Genomic DNA, 22,439 nt, shown 5'->3' with positions numbered 1-22,439 from the left:
TAGGACCGGGACAGGCCGCCGCCCTCGGTCGGTGCACGGCGTACGTCGGTCGTGTGGGTGCGGCACCGGTAATGCGCTTGAGTGCCGTCCCTCCGACGGCGTACGGTCCGTGCACCGGTCCGGAACGGCGAGGCACCGCACGGCACTTCGTCCCGGCACGGCCGTGTGCCCGAGTGGTCCCAGGGACTCGCCTGCACAGCGAGGTACGCGGGTTCGAATCCCGTCACGGCCTCCAGTGTCCTGATGCCGCGGAACCAAGGGCGGCGCGCCTGCGGGGCGCCGCGTCTCAGCGGTCGCACGCGGCCGGGGGACGGCGGATCGCTAGCCCGCGGAGCAGAGGCCGTCGGCCGGGCAGAACATCACCCAGGTGAAGTTGTAACCGGAGCGGACGGTCACCGGGTTCGGCGTCGGGCCGTCGTTGAGGTAGGACCCGGAGTCCGGTGTGGCGGTGAAGGTGACCGTCGTTCCGACCTCGAAGCTCGCGGTGCAGGTGCCGGTGGGCGCCGGCTGCGGGTCCCCGGTTCCGTACGGGTCCCACGCCGACTGGTGGCAGTTGATCCCGGCGGGTTGGCTGGTGACGGTTCCGCCGCCCCAGCCGTCGCTGACCCACGCGGAGAGCTGAGCGGTGGTGTGTGCCTGAGCCGGGGCGACGGAAGCGATCGCGGCTGCCGTGGCGAGTGCGGTGACGAGTCCCGTCGCGCGCCAGGCGCCTGTTCTGTTCCTTGTCATGGCAGGCTCCTCGGATCGACCGTGTCGACCCCTGCGACCAGCCTATTCGTCCCCGGTGAGGGGTGCCACGAGAGCGGGCCGCGACGCGGCACACCGGCGCCTGCCCGACCGTGCCGTCAGAGCACTCCGCCCGCCTCGTCCTGGAAGAGTTCCGTCCAGTAGTGCCAGTCGGCGTCGGCGGTGGTGCCCGTCGGGTCGATGGAGGCGAGGACCTGGATCATCGTCAGGGCGAGCTGGTCGTAGGTGTCGGAGGTCAGCGCGTGGCCCGACTCCTCGTCGATGGTGTGCTCGCGGTGCAGCAGCCAGAGGGTGAAGGCGAGCGTGGAGACGTCCGTGTTCAGCGGGTGGAGGGCGCCGTCCGTCTCGCTCCAGCTGAGGACCGCGCCCGTGGTGCCGTCGACGACCAGGGCGGTGTCCTCGACCAGCGATCCGAGGCGCACCAGGTGCTCGGCGCGGGCGGGGAGACGGGCGGGAGGGGGCGTGCCGCAGTCCTCGTCGGCGCAGTACTCCGCGAGGGTGCGCAGCGGCAGGTCGGTGTCCAGCTGGAAGAGGAAGCCGTCCTCGGGCAGGCCCGTCTCGCGCAGGAAGCGGCGGGTCGGCTCGTGCGTGAGGGTCGCCGGGAAGTCGACCTCCTCGAAGCGGACCACGCCGCGCCGGCCGAACTCGCCGTCCAGCAGCCGCGGGGGCAGGTCCAGGGCGAGGCCGGAGGCCGTGCCGGGGCCGGCCACCAGGGCGAGCGGGCGGATCAGTGCGGCCATCTTCCAGAACGGCGCCGGTTCGCCGTCCGCGCCGTCCTCGAACAACGTCAGCAGCTGCCGGGAGGCCGCCGCGACCGCCTTGGTGCCCCAGCGGCCCGCGTACTCGGCGAACTGGCCGCGCAAACCCGCCAGTTCGTCCGTCGCCGCGGCGAACCGCACCAGGGTCGGCAGGGACGGGGCGAGCGGCCGGCGGTCCATCAGGTCGGGCCGGCCGGGGAGGAAGTACGCCGTCGAGACCTCGCCGGTCGCCCCGTCGAGCAGCACCGACTCCGTGTCCAGGCCGGCGGGGCCGAGCAGTCCGCCGATGACCAGCTGGTCCCGCAACTCGGCGGAGAGGAGGTCGCCGTGGTCGCCCGCCGCGGTGGCCACCGTGCGCGGGCCGCCGGGCCGGAACAGCTCGGTGAAGCCGAACAGGCCGCTGTCCGAGGGCACTCCGGGTCCGGTGAGCCAGCGGCGCGTGGACGCGTGCGTGATGCAGGGACCGAGGTCGGCGTCGGTGAGAGTGATCACCCTTGTGGCAACGGTGTCGGTGCTGCTCATGATTCCCCCGCGATACGTGTGCTTCGTCCCGGGCCCGCGAACGTCCCGCCCCGGGCAGGACGGTCCGTGCCCTCCGGGCCCGGCAGCCGTCCCCCACCGCTCAGAACATTACGCGCCACCACTGACAACGCCCCCGGACCGCGGGCGGCGACGGACGAGGCCGGCTCCCCTGCCTCCGAAGACGCACGAGCGCCCCCGCGCGTTGCCTGTGCGCGGCGGCCGTCGGCGACGGATTTCAGCCGCCGGTCACCACGACAGCGTGCGAACGGATGTGCCGTCGCCGGTCACCACGACACCCTGCGGACGGACCTACCGCCGCCCGTCACCACGACAACCTGCGGACGGACCTACCGCCACCGGTCACCACGGCAGCGTGCGGACGGACGTACCGCCGTAGTCACCATGACAGCCTGCGGACGGACCTACCGCCGCCCGTCACCACAGCAACCTGCGGACAGACCTACCACCGCCCGTCACCGCGGTCCGCCGACGGATCTCGTCCGCCGCCCGTCACCGCGGTCGTCGATCGCGTCGTCGCGGCCTCAGCCGCCGGTCACCACCGCGGCCTGCGGGCGGATCGGCAGGCGGTTCACCGGGCGGCCCGTGGCGGACCGCACCGCGGAGGCGACGGCCGCCGGCGAGGCCACCACCGGTACGGCGCTGACGGCCTTGGCGCCGAACGGCGCGACCACGTCCCGCTCCTCGACCAGCTTCACGATGTGGATGTCCGGCGCGTCCAGCGCGGTCGGCAGGGAGTATCCGGTCAGGTCGGGGTGGCGGACCAGTCCGCGCGGGGTGCGCAGGTTCTCGGTGAGCGCGGCGCCCACCCCCTGGGTCACGCCCGCCTCGATCCGGGCGGCCAGCTGCGCCGGGTTGAGGACCCGGCCCACGTCCTGGGCGACCGCCAGCTCCACGACCCGGACCGAGCCGAGTTCGATGTCGACGTCGACCACCGCGCGGATCGCGCAGAACGCCATGCCCACGAAGGCGTCGCCCTGCCCGGACTCGTCCAGCGGTTCCGTCGGATGCGGACGGCACTGGGCGGTGGCCCACAGTTCCTTGCCGTCCATCGCCTCCGTGACGGTCGTGGACAGCACGCCGTCGTACGAGGTGATCTTGCCGTCGGTGATCTGCAGCAGCTCGGTGGACATGCCGAACTTGTGGGCCAGCGGCTGGAGGAGCTGGGTGCGGACCATCTTCGCCGCGCGTTCCACCGCGCCGCCCGACACCCAGGTGTGCCGGCCCCGGCAGCCGGCGCCGGCCGGCGGCTGGTCGGTGTCCACGGGCACCACGTGCACCTCGTCGATGCCGAGGGTCTCCTGCACGATCTGCCGGGCCAGCGTGGAGAAGCCCTGGCCGGTCTCCACGGCCGCGCACAGCACCGTCGCCACGCCGCCCTGCACCCGCACGGTGGCCGTGGACACCTCGTCGGCGCCCTCCGCACCGAGCATGTGCACCATGCCCAGGCCGTAGCCCACGCCGCGGCGCACCGCGCCCGGTTCGCCCGCGCCCTCGGGTCCGCCGGGCAGCAGCCACTCGTCCTCGGGGGTGTCCTTGGGCAGCGGCGGCAGCGGGAAGTCCCGTACCGCCTCCAGCAGTTCGGCGACCGGGGCCGGGCAGGTCACGGTCTGGCCGGTGGGCAGGACGTCGCCGGTGGCCATGACGTTGCGCAGGCGCAGCTCCGCCGGGTCGACGCCGAGCTTCTTGGCGAGCTTGTCCATCTGCGCCTCGTAGGCGGCGCACACCTGCATCGCGCCCTCGCCGCGCACATGGCCGGAGGGCGGGTTGTTGGTGCGTACGGCCCAGCCCTCGATGAACGCGTTCGGCACGACGTACGGGCCGCAGGCGAAGGCGACGGCGGCGGCCAGGGCGTCGGAGGAGGTGTCGGCGTAGGCGCCCGCGTCGAGCAGGATCTGCGCCTCGACCTTGACCAGCCTGCCCTCGGCGTCGGCGTGGTGGCGGTAGCGCAGCAGGGTGGGGTGCCGGTGGGTGTGGCCGAGGAAGGACTCCTCGCGCGTGGCGGCGAGTTTGACCGGGCAGCCGGTCCGCAGCGCGAGCAGGCCGAGCGGCAGCTGGAAGCTCTGGTCCTCGCGGTCGGCGGTGGCGCCGGGCACGCCGGTGACGACGACCTTCACCCGTTCGGGTGCCAGGCCGAACGCGGCGGCGGCGGTGTCGCGGTCGCCGTGCGGGTCGGTGGAGGCCAGGTACAGCTCGACGCCGCCGTCCGGGCGGGGCACGGCGAGGCCGGCCTCGGCGCCGATGGGCGCGGGATCCTGGCGGCCGATGCGGTACAGGCCCTCGACGATGACGTCGCCGGCCGCCTCGGGGTCGCCGTGGCGCAGCGGGATGTGCCGGATCAGATTGCCGTCGGGGTGCAGCGGCTCGGCCTCGAAGGCCTGTTCGGGGTCGGTCACTGGGTCGAGCACCTCGTACTCGACGATGACGGCGGCGGCGGCCATCCGCGCGGTGTCCGGGTGGTCGGCAGCGACGGCGGCGATGGGCTCGCCGTGGTGGCGCACCACCTCGGAGGCGAAGACCGGGCGGTCGGCCTTGCCGCGGCCGAGCACCGGGGTGCCGGGGACGTCCTCGTGGGTGACGACCGCGCGGACACCGGGCATCTCCCGCGCGTGCGTGGTGTCGATGGACACGATGCGCGCGTGCGGGTGCGGTGAGCGCAACACGGCCGCCCACAGCAGGCCCTCGGCCCACAGGTCGGCGGCGTACGGGAAGGTGCCCTCGGTCTTGGCGCGGGCGTCGGCGGCCGGCAGGGAGACGCCGAGTCCGTGCGGTGCCGGGTCCGGTTCGGGGGCGGCCTCCGCGGCCTGTGCGGCCTGCGCGGTGGCTGCTTCATTGCTCACGCCTGGCCTCCGTCCTGGCCGTAGGACTGGTCATGGGGCTGATCGTGCGAGGGGTCGTGCGGCGGGTCGTGCGGCTGCCCGAGGGACGGGTCGTGCGGGGGGTCGCCGAACGCCGAGGGGTTGACGCCGCCGGCGCCGGGGCCCGCCTGGTGCGGGATGCGGGGCGTCTCCGCCACGCCGTCCCCGTCGGGGGACTCGGTGTGCGCCTCGCGTTCGGCGACGACCTCCTGGACGGCCCGGACGACACCCCGGTAGCCGGAGCAGCGGCACAGGTTGCCGCACAGGGCCTGGCGGGTCTCCAGCTCGGTGGGGGCCGGGTTGCCCTCCAGCAGGTCGTGCACGGTCATCGCCATGCCGGGCACGCAGAAGCCGCACTGCACGGCGCCGCACCGGGCGAGGGCCCGCTGCACGTCCGAGGGCCGGCCGTCCTGGGCCAGGCCCTCGACGGTGCGGACCTCGCTGCCGGCCGCGGTGACGGCCGGGACCAGGCAGGACGCCACGAGCCGGCCGTCGACCTGCACGTTGCACGCGCCGCACTCGCCCTGCGAGCAGCCGTCCTTGGCGCCGGCCAGGCCGAGCCGCTCGCGCAGCACGTAGAGCAGCGACTCCCCGATCCAGGCGTCGGTGACGGGCCGGTCGGTGCCGTTGACGCGCAGCACGTAGGTGGCCAGGGGGTGGTCGTCGTGCGGGGCGACGGGGTGCGGGGACTCCGGGGCGGCGGTCTGGGGGTGACTCGATTCGTCCGATGCGTCCGCTGTTTCCGGTGCATCCGATACGCCGGATGTGTCCGATGCGTCCGACGATTCCGGTTCGCCTGAAGCGTCGGCCTCGGCCGCGGTGTTGGCGTCGTCGGCGGTGTCGGCGGTGGCGGCGGCGTCCGGGGACTCGGGGCCGGCCGGCGGCCCGGCGACCTCGGCGGCACCGTCCTCGGCCGCCTCGGCCGCCTCGGAGGCGGCGGACGCCGGCTCGGCGGGTACGGCCTCGACGGGGTCCTGCTCGACGGACGCGGGCTCGGCGGACGCGGGCTCGACGGATGCGGGGTCGGCGGGTGCGGGCTCGACGGATGCGGGGTCGGCGGGTGCGGGCTCGGCGGCCGGGTGCTCGGCCGGTCCCGGATCGGCGGCTTCCGCGTCCACGGCGGGGGCTCCGGGAGCCTCGGGAGCCGCGGCGGGTGCTGCCGGGCCCTCGGCCGCCTCAGGAGCCCCGTCCGCGGCCTCGACGGCCTCGGGGGCCGCGGGGGCCCCGTGAGCGGCGTCCGGGGCGTCCTGGCCGCCGTGGTGCGGGTGTTCACGCAGACCGGCCGGGACGCCGTCGGCGGCGGTCTCCGCCCCGGGCTGCCACTGCGGCTCCGCGTAGTTCTCGGCGGCGAACGGCTGGGGCACCCCGGTCGACCGGGGCCCGTCGTGCGCGGGCTGCTCGGGTCCGGGCGCCTGCTGGGCGTGCGGCTGCCCGGCGTACGCCTCCGGCGCGGACGGCTGCCCGAGGTCCGGGCCCACACCGGGCGCGGGCCCGCCGTACGGCAGCGGTTCGGCGTCGTGGTGCTCCGGAACCGCGCCGGGCACGTGCCCGGCACCGCCCGGCTGCCCGTACGCGTCCGCCAGTGCCTCGCCCGGCACGGGTCCGCCGTGCTGCAGCGGCTGGGCGCCGTACTGCTCCGGGGCGGGGCCGTGCTCGCCGCCGTGCGGGTCCTGGCCCTGCTCCTGCGGGACACCCGGCACGCCCGGACCCCACGGCTCACCGATGGCCTGCGTGGCCCAGGGGGCCGGGGCGCCGCCCGGCAGCGTGGCGGGCGGGGTGCTGCCCCACTGCTCGACCAGGGAGGACGTGGTGAACTCGCCCGACTCGTCCGGCAGGTCGCCGCCGGCGACGGGGATCGACCACTGGCCGGTGACGTCGTGGCCCGGCGCGAGGTGCGCCGCGTCGTTCTCCGCGGCGTTCTCGTCGTAGGCCCACTGCCCGCCGGCGCCGGGGTCGTACGTGAACCGGTCCGCCGGCGCCGCGCCCGTACCGGCGGCCTGCGGGTCGTGCCACTGGGCGCCGTCGACGGGCGCGCCGGGCGCCGCCCAGGAGCCGGTGGCCGCCGGGTCGGTGCCCGCGGTGGTCGCCGGGGTGACCGTTATCTGCGGCGGCACGTAGCCGTGACCGGGCGCGGCGAGCGGGCTCTCCATGGAGTCCAGCAGGGCGTCTATGCCGCCCTCGGGGAGGTTCACGAAGGCCGTGGCGCCGTCGTCGTAGTCGCCCTGCGGCAGCGGGTCCCAGCGGCCGCCGCCCTGCGGCGTGCCCTCTCCGTGCCGGTCGTGCTGGTCGTCGGTCACGACAGCGCCCTCCCCAGTGCTCGTCGGGCCAGCGCGGCGACGGTGCGCCGCAGGTGCAGTACCGCGGGCGGGAGCGGTGGGACGGTGCCGTCCTCGCCGGGTGCGGCGTCGGGGATGCAGGCCGCGGCGACGTACTCCCCGAACGCGTTCAGTGCGTCGGGTACGAGCGCGCGGTTGTTGTCCCAGTCGATGAGCTGCGCGACCCACTGCTCGGCCTCCAGGGGCCGCAGCGGCATCGGCGCTATGGCGCCCACCGCGCAGCGCACGCCGCGGCGGGCCGGGTCGAGCACCAGGGCGACGGAGGCGACCGCGCGGCCGGGACCGGTGCGGCCGGTCGCCTTCAGGAAGACCTGGGGCGCGTGCAGCAGCGGTACGCGCACGAAGCCGATCAGTTCGCCCGGGCGCAGCAGGTCCATGCCGGCCAGCAGGTGCGACACCGGGACCTCGCGGCGGGCACCGCCCGGGCCGGCGACGATCAGCGTCGCCTCCAGCGCGGCCAGCACCGGCAGCGCGTCCCCGGTGGGAGCGGCGGAGGCGATGTTGCCGCCGAGGGTGCCGGCGTTGCGGATGTGCGGCGGTCCGGCGGCGCGCGCGGAGGCGGCGAGCGCCGGGATGAGCGCGGCGAAGTCGGGGCGGCCCATGCGCGCGTGCGTGAGGCCGGCGCCGAGCAGGGCGTGGCCGTCCAGGTACTGCCAGCCGCGGATCTCGCTGATCCGGCCGAGGCCGACCAGTGCGGCGGGTCTGAGCTGTCCGGAGTTGACGGCGGCCATCAGGTCGGTGCCGCCCGCGACGGGCACGGCGGCGGGCATGGCCGTGAGGGCCGCCACCGCCTCGTCCAGGGTTGTCGGCAGCGTCACGGCCTGCGCCGCCTGCGGTGCGTGCGTGCTCAAAACCGGCTGCCCCTTCCCGCTGCCCCACCTGGTGCCCCCTGTGCTGCCGTACGGTACGTGCTGACAGGGCGGACGTGGCAACTCTGGCACATCTTGGCAGGCGCCGAAGACGGGGGTCCGCTAGGAGGCGTTCGCCCACCTCACCCCGGAGACAGCCGATTTCGACCGGCATCGCCGGTGTGTTCCACCATGACACTCTCCAGTGACGCCTGTACCCGTATTGCCCGATCTGTTCGAATGGTGGAGTTGGACGCGCGGGGTCGCCCCGGGGGTCCCGTGCGGCGGCGTGCCGCCGGGAGCCCGGGCGGGGCTACCGGTTCGGGGGCGGGCCGTCGATCGGGCGTCCCGGCACGCCCGGACGCCGCTGCCAGGGCCGCGGTCCGGTGGGCGGCCGGTAGTCGACGCCGAGGGCGTCCAGGCGCCGGTAGTGGGCGGTCATCCGCCGTTCGAAGCCGGCGACGTCGCGTTCCGCCGGGGCGGGCAGCGCGCTCCAGGCGACCTCGGCGAACGCGGCGAGCCGCGGGAACGTCTGGTAGTCGACGCGCCGTTGGTCCTCCATCACCTCGGTCCACACGTTGGCCTGGGTGCCGAGGATCCGCTCGGCCTCACCGGGCGTCAGCTCGGCGGGCACGGGCTCGAACCGGTAGACGTCCTCCAGGGTGCGGACGTAGCCGATCGGCACCGGCTCGTCGGGGCCCGCGTCCTGCCGGTGGTCCAGGTACACCTGCTGCTCGGGGCACATGACCACGTCGTGACCAGCGCGGGCCGCGGTCACCCCGCCCGCGTAACCGCGCCAGGAGGACACCGCGGCACCCGGCGCGAGACCGCCCTGGAGGATCTCGTCCCAGCCGATCAGCCGGCGCCCGCGCGCGGTCAGCCAGCTGTCGAAGTGCGCGACGAACCAGGCCTGGAGCGCGTCCTCGTCGGCCAGCCCGAAGTTTCGGATCTGCTTCTGCGCGGTCTCCGACGCACGCCACTGGTCCTTGACGCATTCGTCGCCGCCGATGTGCACGAACGACGAGAACGGGCCGGCGTCCGCCGGGAACAGTTCCAGGACTTCCTCCAACACCCCTTCGTAGAAGCGCAGGGTGTGGTCGGTGGGGGCGAGGACGTTCGGATTGATGCCCCAGGTGTCCCAGACGGTCAGGGCGGCGGTGTCGACGACATCGGTGTTGCCGAGTTCCGGATAGGCGGCGATGGCGGCCTGCGAGTGGCCGGGTACGTCGATTTCCGGGACGACGCCGATATGGCGTTCGGCGGCGTAGGCGACGATCTCGCGGATGTCGTCCTGGGTGTAGTGGCCGCCGTGCGGCCGGTCGTCCCACAGCGGTGAGGCCCGGTGCCCGATTTTCGTCCGGGCGCGCCAGGAGCCGGTCCCGGTGAGCTTCGGATAGCGCTTGATCTCGATGCGCCAGCCCTGGTCGTCCGTCAGGTGCAGGTGGAGCACATTGAGTTTGTGCGCCGCCATCAGATCGAGATAACGCAGCACGCCTTCCTTGGGCATGAAGTGCCGGGCGACGTCGAGCATGAGACCGCGCCAGCGGAAGCGCGGGCCGTCCTCGACGGTGACGTGCGGCACCGTCCACGCCCGGTCGCGGTCGAGCGGGGCCCGGCGGAAGGCGTCCGGGCCGAGGAGCTGGCGCAGTGTCTGCGCGCCGTGCAGGACACCGGCCGCGCTGCCGCCCTCGACCAGGACACCGCCGCGGTCGCTGACGAGGCGGTACTCCTCGGGGCCGAGCCCGGGGCCGATCCGCAGCGTGATGCCGTCACCGTCCGCGCCGTCGCCTGCCGCGCCGCCGCCGTCCGCGCCCTCGGGCTCCCGTCCCTCGCACAGCGGCAGACCGGTGGCCTGCCACAGGACGGTGCGCAGCCACCGGCCGACGCCCTCCGTCGCGGGACCGGCGTACAGCCGGGAGTGCTCCGTCAGCCGCACCTCGCCGGAACCGGCCACGACGGTGCGGGGAGCTGGAATCAGTTCGGTCACGTCAGTCCTTTACCGCGCCGCCCAGTCCGGAGACCAGCCGCCGCTGCACGAGTACGAAGAAGACCAGTACCGGAATCGTCATCACCGTGGACGCCGCCATGACGCCGCCCCAGTCCGGCTCGTCGGGTTTGTAGAACACCAGCAGCGCCATCGGCAGCGTCGACTGGGAGATGTCGCTGATGATGAAGGACTTGGCGAACAGGAAGTCGTTCCAGGTGGAGATGAAGGAAAACACGCTGGTCGCCACCAACCCCGGCAGGACGAGCGGGAAAAGGATCTGCCAGAGAAAGCGCGCGCGGCTCGCGCCGTCGATGTACGCGGCCTCCTCCAGGGCCTCCGGAACGGCCTTCACGAACCCCCTGAGCATCCAGATCGCGAACGGCAGGGAGAACGCGATGTGGGGCAGGATCAGCGACCACAGCGTGTTCAGCTGACCGAAGTCCCGCATCATGAAGAACAAGGGGATCGTCAGCGCTTCCACGGGCACCATCTGGGCCACCAGAAACATGATCAACAAGGTGGTCCGCATACGGAACCGGAATCGCGTCACGGCCGTCGCGGCGAGAAAGGCGATCAACGCCGAGGCGATCACCACGGCCACCGCGACGACCACGCTGTTGAGGAAGTACCGGCCGAATTCCTGCTGTCCGAAGACCCGCCGGAAGGAGTCCAGCGTCGGTGCCAGCGTCCACGGCCGCGGCTCGGACGACTCGATCTCGCCGGCCGGTTTGAAGGCGCTCAGCACCATCCAGTACAGCGGGAAGGCCACCACGGCCGCGGTCAGCAGCGCCGCCGCCTCGGCCGCGAGCCGTCCCGGCCGCCGGACGAACCGGCGCACAAGATTCACCCGGGGTTCCCCGGCCTGGCCCACGAGCATCACAGTTCCTCCCCCTGGCGGCGCAGCAGCCGCAGATACACCAGCGTCACGGCGAGCAGGATCAGCAGCATCACCACGCCGATCGCCGCGCCGAGGCTGTACTGCGAGGACGCGAACGCCTGCTGGTAGGCGTAGACGTTCAGGACCAGGTTCTGGCCGGCGATGCCGCCGCCGTTCGTCATGACGTAGATCTGCGTGAAGACCTTGAAGTCCCAGATGACGGACTGGATGGTGACCACCACGAGGATCGGCCGGAGCATCGGGGCGAGGACCGAGCGCCAGATCCGCCACTGCGAGGCGCCGTCCAGGGCGGCGGCCTCCAGCACCTCGGCGGGCACGGCGCGGATGCCCGCGTAGACCGTCACCATCACGAACGGGAAGGAGCACCAGACCACTTCGAGCAGCACCAGGAAGAACGCGCTGAACCGCCCGTACGTCCACGAGTGGTCGCCGAGTCCCAGCACCCGGTTGACCGGGCCGAAGTCGGCGTCGAAGAGGAACAGCCAGACCGTGGAGCCGGTGATCGCCGGGGTGGCCCAGGCGCCCAGCGCGGCCAGCATCAGCGCGAGCCGCGGCACGGCGCGCACCCGCGTGAGGAGCACGGCGAGCGCGCAGCCCACGGCCAGCGTGCACACCACGCAGGCCGCCGCGAACAGCACGGTGGCCAGCAGCACCTGCCAGAACTGCTCGTCGGCGAAGAGCCCGGCGTAGTTGCCGAACCCTTCGAACGTGGTCGGCTCCCCGCCGCTGACCTGCGCCTGCGTGTAGTGGAAGAGCGAGATCAGCCCGAGCTGGTAGATGGGGTAGGCGAGCAGGCCGCCGAGGACGACGAGTGCCGGCGCGAGATAGAGCCACGGGGTGCGGGAACCCGCCCGGCGGCGCGGGGCCGTGCCGCGGCCGCCGTCCGGGCGCGACGGGCCGCGGACCGCCCGCACGCGCCGGCGGTCCACGGCCTGGGGGCTTGCGGGCGCCGTCATCCGAGGGACCCGAACGCCTCGTTCATCTTCTTCGCCGCGTCACCGGAGGCGGTCGCGACGTCCTTCTTGCCGCTCACGATCTCCTGGAACATCGTCGGCAGCACCAGCGAGGAGTCGATCTGCGCCCACGCCGGCGAGGCCGGCACGAACTTCGTGTCCGCGGCGAGCGTCTCGACGAACGGCTTCACGAAGGGCTCCTTCGCGGCCACCTGCCGGCGTACGTCGGAGAAGGTCGGCAGGAAGCCCATCGCGTCGAACAGTTCGCTCTGCGCCTTCTTCGACGCGAGCCGCTTCATCAGGTCGACGGCGAGGGTGCGGTGCGAGGTGGACTTGAGCACGCCGAGGTTGTTGCCGCCGGCGAACGCGGGCGCGATCGAGCCGGGTTCGACGCCGGGCAGCGGCACCACCGCGTAATTGCCCTTCACCTTCCCGGCCTCCACGGCCGCGTGGCTGAAGTCGCCGCCGATCGCCATGGCCGCCTTGCCCGAGGCGAAGGCGGTCACCGTGTCGTTGCCGCCCATCCCGGCGCACTTGGCGGCCGGGCAGTTGTCGTCGCCGAACAGCGAGGTGTACGCCTCGATGCCCTTGCGGGCGGCGGCGCTGTCGATGGCGGAGGCGTACGAGCCGCTCTTGCCGGTGGCGAGTTCTCCGCCGTGCGCCCAGATGAACGGCATCGCGCCGTAGGTGTAGGCGCCGCCGACCGCGATGCCGTACATCCCGGGCTCGGCGGCGCGGATCTCCTTGGCGGTGGAGATCAGTTCGGCCTGGGTCCTCGGGACGTCCAGGCCCAGCTCGTCGAAGACGTCGGTGCGGTAGTACAGGGCGCGGACGCCGACGAAGTACGGGGCGCCGTAGACCTTGCCGTCGACGGTGACCGACTGCCGGGCGGTCGGGTCGGTCTGCTCGGCCTCGTCCCAGGCCGCGAACTCCTTGCTGACGTCGGCGAGTCCGCCGTCCTTCACGTAGCCCGCGGTGTCGGTGTTGCCGTACTCGATGAGGTCGGGCGCGGAGGCGGGGTCGTTGAAGGCGGCCTTGATGCGCTGGGCGCGGGTCTCGACGGGGATGTACTCGACGGTGACCTCGGTGCCCTCGTGCGCCTTCTCGAACGCGTCGAGGACGGAGTCGACGGCCTGTTCCTTGGGCTTGTTGTTGACCTCCTGGAAGAGCCAGACGCGCAGGGTGCCGGTCTTCTCGTCCTTGTCGGAGGAGGACGTTGTGGAGGTCTGGGGCGCACAGGCGGCCGTGGCGAGGACGGCCGCGACGGCGACCAGGCGGGCGGACAGCTTCATGGAGTTGCTCCTCCGATGGCACGTTGCAACATACGCAATGGCGGTTTCGCTGTGCACAACACACCGGAGGCTAGGTACTGGGTGAACCGCGCCACAAGAGGTCTCCACCACTCTGTGACCGGCGGACGCACACCATGCAACGCCGAGGCAGCACAAAGGCCCCCAAGGCGCGCGAAACGCACCCCGGGGGCCTTCGAACGGTCCGGCGGTCCTACGGAAGGAGGAAGGGGGTCCTACTTGTCGCCCTTGCCGCCCTTGCCGCCCTTGTCGTCACCGGCGCCCATGGACTCGTAGATCTCCTTGCACATGGGGCACACCGGGTACTTCTTCGGGTCGCGGCCGGGCACCCACACCTTGCCGCACAGCGCCACGACGGGAGTCCCGTCGAGGGCGCTCGCCATGATCTTGTCCTTCTGGACGTAGTGGGCGAAGCGCTCGTGGTCACCGTCGCCGTGGGAGGTCTGCGGCGTCGGCTCGACGAGGGTCCCCGTACCAGTCCCGCGCTCGGGCTCAAGAGTGCTCATAACAGCCAAGGGTACTGAAGCTCACAGCGGTCAGTTGAGCGACGGGTCGTCCGGATACGTGGCCACCATCGCCAGCTCGTTGCGCTGGCGGCGCAGCACCTCGCGCCAGAGCCGCTCGGGCGCCGGCGAGGACACGTCGCCGGGCTCCGACTCCACGACGTACCACGCGCCGTCCACCAGCTCGTCCTCCAGCTGGCCGGGACCCCAGCCGGCGTACCCGGCGAAGATGCGCAGGGAGCCGAGGACGGAGGCGAGCAGCTCCGGCGGGGCCTCCAGGTCGACCAGCCCGATCGCGCCGTGCACCCGGCGCCAGCCCAGCGGCGCGGTCTCCCCGTCCGCCCCGCCGGGCACGACGGCGACGCCGAGGGCCGAGTCCAGCGAGACCGGGCCGCCCTGGAAGACGACACCGGGCTCCCCGGCCAGATCCGCCCAGCCCTCCAGGATGTCGCCCACGTCCACCGGGGTGGGGCGGTTGAGGACGACACCGAGTGAGCCCTCCTCGTCGTGGTCGAGGAGGAGCACCACCGCGCGGTCGAAGTTCGGGTCCGCCAGGGCGGGCGTGGCCACGAGCAGCCGCCCTGTGAGCGAGGACACCTCGGTCATGCCAGACATGATCCCGCATCCGCCACCCGCATGGGGAGGCAATGGGGGTACGGGAGTGAAGACGGCCGGCGGGCGTGCGGGAGCGGCCTGGTGAGGACACCGTCCGGCGGTGGTGGAGGGACACGGGCGGGCGGACGGGAGCACGCCCGGCGCGCAGGGGGCGCGGTGACCGCGCGTGGCCGCCGCGGAACGGTTCGTGTTGTGACGAACCCATGACGTCCCGCAGCCCTCCGCGGGCTTACAGAACAAGGGTGCGGGGCGATTACCCTTTCCCTTCTGGCCCCTGCCCCATCCCCACGGAACGCGAGATTCATGACCGTCAACGACGTCGATGACGTACTGCTTGTCCACGGCGGAACCCCGCTGGAGGGCGAGATCCGGGTCCGCGGTGCGAAGAACCTCGTACCGAAGGCCATGGTCGCCGCGCTGCTGGGCAGCGCTCCGAGCCGTCTGCGCAACGTTCCGGACATCCGTGACGTCCGGGTCGTCCGGGGTCTGCTGCAACTGCACGGCGTGACGGTCCGTCCGGGTGAGGAACCCGGCGAACTGGTGCTCGACCCCACCTACGTGGAGAGCGCCAACGTCGCTGACATCGATGCCCACGCGGGTTCCTCGCGCATCCCGATCCTGTTCTGCGGCCCGCTGCTGCACCGGCTCGGGCACGCGTTCATCCCGGGTCTGGGCGGCTGCGACATCGGCGGCCGGCCCATCGACTTCCACTTCGACGTGCTGCGGCAGTTCGGCGCGACGATCGAGAAGCGGGCCGACGGCCAGTACCTGGAGGCGCCGCAGCGGCTGCGCGGCACCAAGATCCGGCTGCCGTACCCGTCCGTCGGCGCGACCGAGCAGGTGCTGCTGACGGCGGTGCTCGCGGAGGGCGTCACCGAGCTGTCCAACGCGGCGGTGGAACCGGAGATCGAGGACCTCATCTGCGTCCTGCAGAAGATGGGCGCGATCATCGCGATGGACACCGACCGCACGATCCGCATCACCGGTGTGGACAAGCTCGGCGGCTACACCCACCGCGCCCTCCCGGACCGTCTGGAGGCCGCCTCCTGGGCGTCCGCCGCGCTGGCGACCGAGGGCAACATCTACGTCCGCGGCGCGCAGCAGCGGTCGATGATGACGTTCCTGAACACCTACCGGAAGGTCGGCGGCGCCTTCGAGATCGACGACGAGGGCATCCGCTTCTGGCACCCCGGCGGGCAGTTGAAGTCGATCGCGCTGGAGACGGACGTCCACCCGGGCTTCCAGACCGACTGGCAGCAGCCGCTGGTGGTCGCGCTGACCCAGGCCACGGGCCTGTCCATCATCCACGAGACGGTCTACGAGTCCCGGCTCGGCTTCACCTCCGCGCTCAACCAGATGGGCGCCCACATCCAGCTGTACCGCGAGTGCCTGGGCGGCTCCGACTGCCGCTTCGGCCAGCGCAACTTCCTGCACTCGGCGGTCGTCTCGGGACCGACCCGGCTGCAGGGCTCCGACCTGGTCATCCCCGACCTGCGCGGCGGCTTCTCCTACCTGATCGCCGCCCTCGCCGCCCAGGGCACCTCCCGGGTGCACGGCATCGGCCTGATCAACCGCGGCTACGAGAACTTCATGGAGAAGCTCCAGGAGCTCGGCGCGAAGGTCGAGCTGCCGGGCAAGGCCCTGGCCTGACGGCCGGCGCGCGGACGCCGAAAGGGGCGGCCACCCTCACCGGGTGGCCGCCCCTTTCCATGTCATCGTGCCTCGTACGCCGTCCCGGGACGCACGAAGTGCAGGATCACTTGCCCTTGGCGGCTTCCTTGAGCTTGGAGCCCGCGGAGACCTTGACGCTGTAGCCGGCCGGGATCTGGATCGGCTCACCGGTCTGCGGGTTGCGCGCGGTGCGAGCGGCACGGTGGGTGCGCTCGAAGGTCAGGAAGCCGGGGATGGTGACCTTCTCGTCGCCCTTGGAGACGATGTCGCCGACGACGTCGGCGAACGCGGCCAGCACGGCGTCGGCGTCCTTGCGGGTCACCTCGGCGCGGTCGGCCAGCGCGGCCACCAGCTCACTGCGGTTCATGTTGTTACTCCCGTGTTCTTCTTGCCGTTGAGGCGTGCCACGCGGCGGAGCCGCATGTCGGGCACGGCGAAGCCGATGCTGCCAGGTTCCTCGGTGAGTACCCGGACCCGGGTCCGTCGTCAGACCCTCGCGCCCAGGGACGCATCCTGCCTCTACCTGCGGCGGTAAAGCCAATCCGGCACCCGCAGGAGTCGTGAGAACACCCGAGGGAGCCACACGAGGAGCGCCACGGCCGCCGTGCGGTGACGCTCCGTCCGCTTCCGGCAGCGGACAGCAGGGGCCTGGGCCCGAGCCTGGCCGCCACCATAGAGGCGGCCAGGACCTACGGGTTCCGCGACGCGCCGGTTGCACACCGGCCGTGGTGATGCTCACAGCCCCCGGGACGTCCGGGTGGCTACGGAGCGGTGGCGCCCGCCGCCTTCGCCGCGTCCCGCACCGCGCCCGCGACCGCGCCCGCGACCTTGTCGTTGAACACGCTCGGGACGATGTAGTTCGGGTTCAGCTCGTCCTCGGTCACGACGTCGGCCAGCGCCTGCGCGGCGGCCAGCATCATCTCGGTGTTGACGGTGCGGGACTGCGCGTCCAGCAGGCCGCGGAAGACGCCCGGGAACACCAGCACGTTGTTGATCTGGTTGGGGAAGTCGGAACGGCCGGTGGCCACAACGGCCGCCGTCTGCCGGGCGATTGCCGGGTCGACCTCCGGGTCCGGGTTCGCGAGCGCGAAGACGATCGCGCCCTCGGCCATCGCGGCCACGTCGTCGCCGTCGAGGACGTTGGGCGCGGAGACGCCGATGAAGACGTCCGCGCCGCGCACGGCCTCCTTCAGGGTGCCGGTGAGGTTCTCGGGGTTGGTGTTGTCGGCGATCCACCGCAGCGCCGACTCCGGGGCGGCGTTCACCAGGTCCTCGCGGCCGGCGTGCACCACGCCGTGGATGTCGGCCACCACGGCGTTCTTCACACCGGCGGCGAGCAGCAGCTTCAGGATGGCGGTGCCCGCCGCTCCGGCGCCGGACATGACCACCCGGATGTTCTCGATCGCCTTGCCGGTGACCCGCAGCGCGTTGGTGAGCGCGGCGAGGACCACGATCGCGGTGCCGTGCTGGTCGTCGTGGAAGACGGGGATGTCGAGGGCCTCGCGCAGCCGGGCCTCGATCTCGAAGCAGCGCGGCGCGGAGATGTCCTCCAGGTTGATGCCGGCGAAGCCCGGGGCGATCGCCTTGACGATCTCCACGATCGCGTCGGTGTCCTGGGTGTCCAGGCAGATCGGCCAGGCGTCGATGCCGGCGAACCGCTTGAACAGGGCCGCCTTGCCCTCCATCACCGGCAGCGCGGCCTTGGGGCCGATGTTGCCCAGGCCCAGCACGGCGGAGCCGTCCGTCACGACCGCAACGGAGTTGCGCTTGATGGTCAGGCGGCGGGCGTCCTCGGGGTTCTCCGCGATCGCCATGCAGACCCGGGCCACGCCCGGGGTGTAGACCATGGAGAGGTCGTCACGGTTGCGGATGGGGTGCTTGGACTGCATCTCGATCTTGCCGCCGAGGTGCATCAGGAACGTACGGTCGGAGACCTTGCCCAGGGTGACGCCCTCGATGCCGCGCAGCTGCTCGACGATCTCCTCGGCGTGCGCGGTGGAGGTGGCGGCGATGGTGACGTCGATCCGGAGCTTCTCGTGGCCGGACGCCGTGACGTCGAGGCCCGTCACCGAGCCTCCGTGGGACTCGACAGCCCCGGTGAGCTGGGAGACCGCGGTTCCGCTCGCGGGCACCTCCAGCCGGATGGTCATCGAGTAGGAGACGCTGGGCGCCGTTGCCATGGCCGACTTCCTCTGCTTTCACCGTGTCGCTGCGCCGCTGTGTGTCACAGCGTTGTGCCGTCCGATCGTCGCACCTACCCCTGAGTACGTGGTAGCCGCCCCGGATTGAGAACGTTTTGTTCGCGCGCCGGACGGGTATCGGCGGGCATCAGCGGCGCATTGTGGAATTTCGTTTCCACCATACGAGAGATGGTCGGGCGTGGGGAAGAGGAGCCGACAGCGAAAGAGGCCCACGTCACTTCTCGTGACGTGGGCCTCTCACACGCTTATGACACCGACCCGCCATGCTCGCCTCGCGGCAAGTGGTCGCTCGTAGCGACGAAGGTTGGGCCCGGGGGCTTGGATCGGGCCGGTGCCACGTCCAGGCTAACAAACGGATCCCGTAAGGCCATTCCCCGGCGCAAGCGGTTTTTTCCGCACCGTCCGCACCGGGTGGGTCCCGCACCGCACCGGGTCAGTCCCGCAGCAGATCCGGCACCCCTGCCGCGTCCGGCTCGTCGCGCTCCGCCGAGACCACCGTCAGCTGCTGCGTGGCCCGGGTCAGGGCGACGTACAGGACGCGCAGGCCGGCCGGGGACTCGTCGGCGATCTCCGCCGGGGAGACGACGATCGTCGCGTCGTACTCCAGGCCCTTGGCCTCCAGGCTGCCCAGCGCCACCACCCGGTCCCCGAGCCCGTCGAGCCAGCGCCGCGCCTCCTCGCGGCGCTGCATGGCGACGACCACGCCGACCGTCCCGTCCACCCGGTCCAGCAGCCGTGCCGCCTCCGCGCGCACGGTCGCGCCCAGCGACTCCGCCACGACCGAGAAGCGCGGCTCCACGCCGGTGGAGCGCACCGCCCGCGGGGACACCGAGCCGGGCATGGCCAGGGCCAGCACCTTCGACGCCAGCTCGGCGATCTCCGCGGGGTTGCGGTAGTTCACCGTGAGCTCGAAGCGGCGGCGGGGACGGGTGCCGAGGGCCTCGTCGCGGGCCTGGGCCGCCTCGTCCGGGTCGGACCAGGAGGACTGGGCCGGGTCGCCGACGACCGTCCAGGTGGCGTGCCGTCCGCGCCGGCCGACCATGCGCCACTGCATCGGGGTGAGGTCCTGTGCCTCGTCGACGATGACGTGGGCGTACTCGACGCGCTCCTGGGCCAGCCGCTCGGCCCGCTCCCGCTGGGTCTCCTCACGCACCGGCATCAGCTCCTCCAGGCCGGTGAGCTGGTCCAGCGGGTCGATCACGCGCGGCCTGCGGGGGCGCGCGGGAGCGCCCAGCAGCGCCTGCAGTTCGTCCAGCATCGCCACGTCGTGCACGGAGCGGCCGTCCCGCTTCAGCGAGCGGGCGACCTTGCGGACCTCGCCCGGGTTGAGGACGCGGCGGGCCCAGCGGCCCAGGCGCTTCTCGTCGGCCATGGCGTCCAGCACGGCGGCCGGGGTCAGCTCGGGCCACCAGGCGTCGAGGAAGGCGATGAAGTCGTCCTCGGTGGTGACGTCCTCGTCGAAGGAGGAGCGCAGCTCGGCGGCCAGCTCCGGGTCGCTGTGCCGGCCGGCGGCTCCGGAGCGCTCCCACAGGGCGTCGAGGAGCAGCTTGCGGGCGCGCGGGCGCAGCAGGTTGACCGGGGCGGTGCCGCCGAGGGCGGAGCGGCGGACGGCGGCCAGGTCCTCCGCCTCCAGCTCCAGGCGCCGCCCGAAGGCGACGACCCGCAGCCGGGTCGGCGCGTCGCTGCGCTCCAGCGCCCCGCGCGCCGCCTTCCGCAGCACCTTGAGCATGCGGTACGAGCCCTTGGCGCGGGCCACCGACGGGCTGTCGTACAGGGTGGCCTCGACGCCGTCGACCAGCGAGCCGATGGCCCGCACGGCGACCTGGCCCTCCTCGCCCAGCGACGGCAGCACGCCCTCGGTGTAGGCGACCAGGAGCGGCGTGGGCGAGACGATCAGGATGCCGCCCGCGTACCGGCGCCGGTCCTGGTAGAGCAGGTAGGCCGCGCGGTGCAGGGCGACGGCGGTCTTGCCGGTGCCGGGGCCGCCCTCGACGTAGGTGACGGAGGCGGCGGGGGCGCGGATCACCAGGTCCTGCTCGGCCTGGATGGAGGCGACGATGTCCCGCATGGTGTGCGTACGGGCCCGGCCGAGCGCGGCCATCAGGGCGCCGTCGCCGATCACGGCCAGCTCGTGGCCGTCGAGGGGGGCCGTCAGCTCGGGCCGCATCAGGTCGTCCTCGACGCCGAGCACCCGGCGGCCCTTGGAGCGGATGACGCGGCGCCGCACGACCCGGCCGGGGTCGACCGGCGTGGACCGGTAGAAGGGGGCGGCCGCCGGGGCCCGCCAGTCGATGACCAGCGGCGCGTAGTCCTCGTCGAGGACGCCCATCCGGCCGATGTGCAGTGTCTCGGCGATGTCGGCGGTGTTGTCGGGGCGCACGGCCCCGTCGGCGGGCTCGACGGCGGTGTACGCGCCGTCGGGGCCCTTCTTGCCGTCCTTGCCGAGCAGCAGGTCGACACGGCCGAAGAGGAAGTCCTCGTACTCGTTGTGCAGCCGGTTGAGGTGGACGCCGGCGCGGAAGACCTGGGCGTCCCGTTCGGCGAGGGCGCCGGGGGTGCCGACCTGGCCGCGCCGGGCGGCGTCGGCCATGAGGAACTCCGCCTCGTGGATCTTCTCCTCGAGTCGCCGGTACACCCGGTCCAGGTGTTCCTGTTCCACGCGGATCTCCCGGTCGCGAACGGAGTCGTGAACCGGGTCGACCGCGGATTCCTGTTGAGCCTGAGCGGCCACCGGGCCCCCTTCTGACGTGCTGGGCAGCCGTCAACCGTACGCGAAGGGGGCCCTGTGAAGCTACGCGTCGACCTCGACGAGCAGCTTGCCGTCGAAGGTCATAACCTGGAAGTGGTCGATCTCGTTCGGTTCGAAGGCGGCGCCGCCCTGGATGTACAGCGGCTGCCGGGCCTTGTCCGTCTTGGCGTCGGGCAGGCCGTAGCCCCGGTCCGGGACGGACCAGGAGGTGACGGTCTCCCGCTCGCCGTTCTTGCCGACGGCGATCAGCGAGCACTTCTGCGGGCCGGTGACGTTCCTCAGTTCCAGAACCGTCCCCGTGCCCCAGGTCTTCTCCTCCAGCGCCACGGTCGCGGAGACCTTGGTGCCGGGGTCGGTGGCCGAAATCTTGTCGGAGGTGCTGTCGAAGGCGGCCTTGGCCGGGTTCGCCGCGAGCGTCCGGCCGGTACCGCTCCCACCGCCGCCCTCGTCGCCGCCGCCGCTCGCCGCCACGGCGACGAACGGGCCGCTGACGATCAGCGCGCCCGCCGCGGCCACCATGTAGAAGTTGCGGCGGCGCTTGCGCGCGCGGCGCTCGGCGACCTCGTCGACCAGCTTCTCCACCACGCGCGGCGAGGGCTTGGCGGACAGCGACTCGCCCACCGCGGGCGTCCCGGCGCCGGGCAGGTCCGCCAGCGCGGCCAGCATCGGTTCCATGCCGGCGAGTTCGTCGAGCTGCTGGGCGCACCATTCGCAGGACGCCAAGTGCGCCTCGAAAGCGGTTGCTTCGGCGTCGTCGAGGATGCCGAGGGCGTAGGCGCCGACGGTCTCGTGTTCGTTCGGCACCGGTGATCCCTGCATGGGACCAGACATACCCGTACCGCCTCCTCCGAATCCCCCGTACCCGCTCATCACGCCGTCACCCCCCGCTCCTCCAGAGCCAGCTTCATCGACCGCAGGGCGTAGAACACCCGGGAGCGGACGGTGCCGCTCGGTATGCCGAGTGTCTGTGCCGCCTCGTTGACGGTACGCCCCTTGAAGTACGTCTCGACGAGGACCTCCCGGTGGGCCGGGGTCAGGTCGTCGAGCGCGTCCGACAGCGTCATCAGCCACAGCGCCTTGTCGATCTCGTCCTCCGCGGGGATGACCTCCAGCGGCGACGGATCGACCTCCTGCGGCCGGGCCTGCCGGCTGCGGTGGCCGTCGATGACGATGCGCCGGGCGACCGTCACCAGCCAGGGGCGTACCGAACCGGTCGCCCGATTGAGCTGACCGGCGTTCTTCCAGGCACGGATGAGCGTCTCCTGCACGACGTCCTCCGCGCGCTGCCGGTCTCCGGCGACCAGCCTGAGGACGTAGGCCAGGAGAGGTCCGGCGTGCTCCCGGTACAGGGCACGCATCAGTTCCTCGTCGGGTTCCGAGGGCTGTGAGGACATGCGATGTCGGGCCCTCGCTCCGCGTTCCCTGGCCACGGCCGCATCCTTGCGCACGCCCACCTCCGGTGTCC

General features: G+C 72.6%; 17 protein-coding genes and 1 tRNA gene. 2 read left to right on the top strand and 16 right to left on the bottom strand.

What is annotated here, in order from left to right; all coding sequences use genetic code 11:
- The first annotated feature begins 159 nt into the window (after positions 1-159).
- Positions 160-235, top strand: a tRNA-Cys gene (locus tag FGW31_RS21385).
- Positions 236-321: 86 nt separating this feature from the next.
- Here FGW31_RS21385 and FGW31_RS21380 read toward each other — a convergent pair.
- From FGW31_RS21380 to FGW31_RS21330, 11 genes are all read right to left on the bottom strand, one after another.
- Positions 322-729: a hypothetical protein gene (locus FGW31_RS21380; RefSeq protein WP_142195075.1), complete on the bottom strand. Its 408-nt coding sequence runs from the start codon at positions 727-729 to the stop codon at positions 322-324.
- A 116-nt stretch (positions 730-845) separates the two neighbouring features.
- A complete protein-coding gene (locus FGW31_RS21375; RefSeq protein WP_142195074.1) occupies positions 846-2,027 on the bottom strand; it encodes an SUKH-4 family immunity protein in 1,182 nt (393 codons plus the stop codon).
- 542 nt (positions 2,028-2,569) lie between these two features.
- Positions 2,570-4,885 carry a xanthine dehydrogenase family protein molybdopterin-binding subunit gene (locus FGW31_RS21370; RefSeq protein ID WP_142195073.1) on the bottom strand — a complete coding sequence of 772 codons (2,316 nt, stop codon included), beginning with the start codon at positions 4,883-4,885 and terminating at the stop codon, positions 2,570-2,572.
- The gene (locus tag FGW31_RS21365) at positions 4,882-7,200 is read right to left on the bottom strand and encodes a 2Fe-2S iron-sulfur cluster-binding protein (RefSeq protein ID WP_142195072.1); all 2,319 of its coding nucleotides are present in this window, start codon (positions 7,198-7,200) and stop codon (positions 4,882-4,884) included. Before FGW31_RS21365 ends, FGW31_RS21370 begins: the two co-directional genes overlap by 4 nt.
- On the bottom strand, positions 7,197-8,090 hold the full coding sequence (locus FGW31_RS21360; protein ID WP_142195071.1) for an FAD binding domain-containing protein: 894 nt from the start codon (positions 8,088-8,090) through the stop codon (positions 7,197-7,199). The genes FGW31_RS21365 and FGW31_RS21360 overlap by 4 nt, the downstream gene beginning before the upstream one ends.
- A 310-nt stretch (positions 8,091-8,400) precedes the next feature.
- Complete coding sequence (locus FGW31_RS21355; RefSeq protein ID WP_142195070.1) at positions 8,401-10,074, bottom strand: beta-N-acetylhexosaminidase; 1,674 nt, start codon at positions 10,072-10,074, stop codon at positions 8,401-8,403.
- A 1-nt stretch (position 10,075) separates the two neighbouring features.
- Positions 10,076-10,921, bottom strand: a complete 846-nt coding sequence (locus tag FGW31_RS21350) for a carbohydrate ABC transporter permease (protein WP_142195178.1) — start codon at positions 10,919-10,921, stop codon at positions 10,076-10,078.
- 29 nt (positions 10,922-10,950) lie between these two features.
- Positions 10,951-11,928, bottom strand: coding sequence for a carbohydrate ABC transporter permease (locus FGW31_RS21345; RefSeq protein ID WP_142195069.1), 978 nt, complete (start codon positions 11,926-11,928; stop codon positions 10,951-10,953).
- Positions 11,925-13,217, bottom strand: a complete 1,293-nt coding sequence (locus FGW31_RS21340; protein ID WP_142195068.1) for an extracellular solute-binding protein — start codon at positions 13,215-13,217, stop codon at positions 11,925-11,927. Before FGW31_RS21340 ends, FGW31_RS21345 begins: the two co-directional genes overlap by 4 nt.
- A 233-nt stretch (positions 13,218-13,450) precedes the next feature.
- Positions 13,451-13,741, bottom strand: a complete 291-nt coding sequence (locus tag FGW31_RS21335; protein WP_142195067.1) for a DUF3039 domain-containing protein — start codon at positions 13,739-13,741, stop codon at positions 13,451-13,453.
- Between the two features lie 30 nt (positions 13,742-13,771).
- Complete coding sequence (locus FGW31_RS21330) at positions 13,772-14,344, bottom strand: YqgE/AlgH family protein (RefSeq protein WP_161175538.1); 573 nt, start codon at positions 14,342-14,344, stop codon at positions 13,772-13,774.
- Positions 14,345-14,656: 312 nt separating this feature from the next.
- Here FGW31_RS21330 and murA point away from each other — a divergent pair, with 312 nt between their 5' ends.
- The gene (gene murA, locus FGW31_RS21325) at positions 14,657-16,003 is read left to right on the top strand and encodes a UDP-N-acetylglucosamine 1-carboxyvinyltransferase (RefSeq protein WP_142195065.1); all 1,347 of its coding nucleotides are present in this window, start codon (positions 14,657-14,659) and stop codon (positions 16,001-16,003) included.
- A 106-nt stretch (positions 16,004-16,109) separates the two neighbouring features.
- On the opposite strand, the gene FGW31_RS21320 is transcribed toward murA, so the two are convergent.
- The 5 genes from FGW31_RS21320 to FGW31_RS21300 all read right to left on the bottom strand — a co-directional run bounded on the left by FGW31_RS21320 (position 16,110) and on the right by FGW31_RS21300 (position 22,428).
- The gene (locus tag FGW31_RS21320; protein WP_003990598.1) at positions 16,110-16,391 is read right to left on the bottom strand and encodes an HU family DNA-binding protein; all 282 of its coding nucleotides are present in this window, start codon (positions 16,389-16,391) and stop codon (positions 16,110-16,112) included.
- A 394-nt stretch (positions 16,392-16,785) separates the two neighbouring features.
- Positions 16,786-18,204, bottom strand: a complete 1,419-nt coding sequence (locus FGW31_RS21315; RefSeq protein ID WP_142195064.1) for an NAD-dependent malic enzyme — start codon at positions 18,202-18,204, stop codon at positions 16,786-16,788.
- A 454-nt stretch (positions 18,205-18,658) separates the two neighbouring features.
- Entirely contained in the window at positions 18,659-20,956 is a 2,298-nt protein-coding gene (locus FGW31_RS21310) for a HelD family protein (protein WP_142195063.1), read from the bottom strand.
- A gap of 60 nt (positions 20,957-21,016) precedes the next feature.
- Positions 21,017-21,778 carry an anti-sigma factor family protein gene (locus tag FGW31_RS21305; RefSeq protein ID WP_310740017.1) on the bottom strand — a complete coding sequence of 254 codons (762 nt, stop codon included), beginning with the start codon at positions 21,776-21,778 and terminating at the stop codon, positions 21,017-21,019.
- Between the two features lie 65 nt (positions 21,779-21,843).
- Positions 21,844-22,428, bottom strand: coding sequence for a sigma-70 family RNA polymerase sigma factor (locus FGW31_RS21300; protein ID WP_030834383.1), 585 nt, complete (start codon positions 22,426-22,428; stop codon positions 21,844-21,846).
- Positions 22,429-22,439: the final 11 nt, after the last annotated feature.

It is taken from the genome of Streptomyces calvus (assembly GCF_006782915.1).
Lineage (GTDB): Bacteria > Actinomycetota > Actinomycetes > Streptomycetales > Streptomycetaceae > Streptomyces > Streptomyces calvus.
This window is presented reverse-complemented; position numbering and strand designations above follow the sequence as displayed.